The 1,490-nt window shown below is 65.9% G+C and carries 1 protein-coding gene; it reads left to right on the plus strand.

Going from position 1 to position 1,490, the window contains the following annotated elements; genetic code table 11:
* The first annotated feature begins 2 nt into the window (after window positions 1–2).
* The gene (locus EOA24_RS37695) at window positions 3–1,244 is read left to right on the plus strand and encodes a class I SAM-dependent RNA methyltransferase (protein WP_126078564.1); all 1,242 of its coding nucleotides are present in this window, start codon (window positions 3–5) and stop codon (window positions 1,242–1,244) included.
* Window positions 1,245–1,490 lie beyond the last annotated feature (246 nt).

Here is a 1,490-nt window from a genome sequence, read left to right on the forward strand (position 1 = left end):
GGATGAGCACACGCTTCACCATCGCCAGGCTGGGCTCCCAGGGCGACGGCATTGCCAACGCCGAGGGCGGGGAGGTTTTTGTCCCGTTCACGCTGCCGGGCGAGACAGTCACCGCCGCGCGCCAGAAGGACCGCGCCACGCTGATGTCGGTGCTGGAAGCCTCGGCGCTCAGGACCGACCCGGCCTGCCGCCATTTCACCGAATGCGGCGGCTGCGCGCTGCAGCACTACGAGGCCGCAGCCTATCAGGAATGGAAGCGCGAAAAAGTCGTGCAGGCGCTGAAGGCCAAGGGTATCGCTTGCGAGGTCGCCGCGCTGGTGCCGTGCGCGCCGCACAGCCGCCGCCGTGTCACCTTCAGCGCCCGGCGCACCGAGGCCGGCATGCTGCTCGGCTTCGTGCGCGCTTTGTCTTCGGAGATCATCCCGATCGAGGAATGCCCGATCTCGCTGCCGGCGATCGTCTCGGCGCTCGCTAAGTTGCGCGCCCTGGCCGGATTGGTCTGCGCCACGCCGAAAGCCTTTCATATGACGGTGACCGTCACCGCTTCCGGCCTCGACATTGCCGTCCATGAGGCCGGCATGCTTGGCGACCACCAGCGGCGCATCGCCTCCAACTTCGTCATGGCCGAGGGCCTGGCGCGGCTTTCCGTCGACGGCGAGATCGTGGTCGAGCCGAAGAAGCCGGTGGTGCAGTTCGGACCGGTCGCCGTGGCCGTGCCGCCTGGCGCCTTCCTGCAGGCGACGGAAGCCGCTGAGCAGGCGATGGCCGGCCTAGTCGGCCAGCATCTGTCGCGCGCCAAGAAGGTCGCGGATCTGTTTGCCGGCTGCGGCAGCTTCGCGCTCCGGCTGGCGGCAAAATCCGAGGTTCATGCCGTCGAAGGCGAAGCCGCGGCACTTGCCGCGCTCGATCGCGCCTACCGCTTCGCCACCGGCCTGAGGCGGGTGACCAGCGAACGCCGCGACCTGTTCCGCAGGCCGCTGACCTTCAAGGAGTTGAACGCCTTTGACGGCCTGGTCTTCGACCCGCCGCGCGCCGGCGCCGAGGATCAGTCGAAGCAGATCGCCCGCTCCGACGTACCGCTGGTCGCCGCCGTGTCCTGCAATCCGGTGACGCTGGCGCGGGATTTGCGCATCCTTCTCGACGGCGGCTATACGCTGAAAAGTGTCACCCCGATCGACCAGTTCCTGTGGTCGTCGCATGTCGAGGCCGTGGCCTTGCTGGAGAAGCCGAAGCGGCGGCGCTAGTCGACTGCCGGAGGTTCGCTGGAAAAATTGTGAAGTCTCTGTTCTTTCGGTGAAATCGCGCCCTAAAGCCGCCTTTTTGCCGGACCTTAATTTCGCTGTTAGGGAAACATTCCTGCCTCCCCGGCGTTATCGCGTGGGATGGATGGCGAACAAGGATGGCGAATTGCTATGCTCTCGCTTCGGAAAGTCATCGGTCTTCTCGTTCTTCTCATCGCGTTCACCGTCGCCTCCGCGACCGATGTGCTC

Source organism: Mesorhizobium sp. M2A.F.Ca.ET.039.01.1.1 (assembly GCF_003998035.1).
Classification (GTDB): domain Bacteria; phylum Pseudomonadota; class Alphaproteobacteria; order Rhizobiales; family Rhizobiaceae; genus Mesorhizobium.

Coding starts and splice junctions, on each gene's coding strand:
- EOA24_RS37695 (WP_126078564.1), top strand. CDS start 3: ATGAGCACACGCTTCACCATCGCCAGGCTGGGCTCCCAGGGCGACGGC.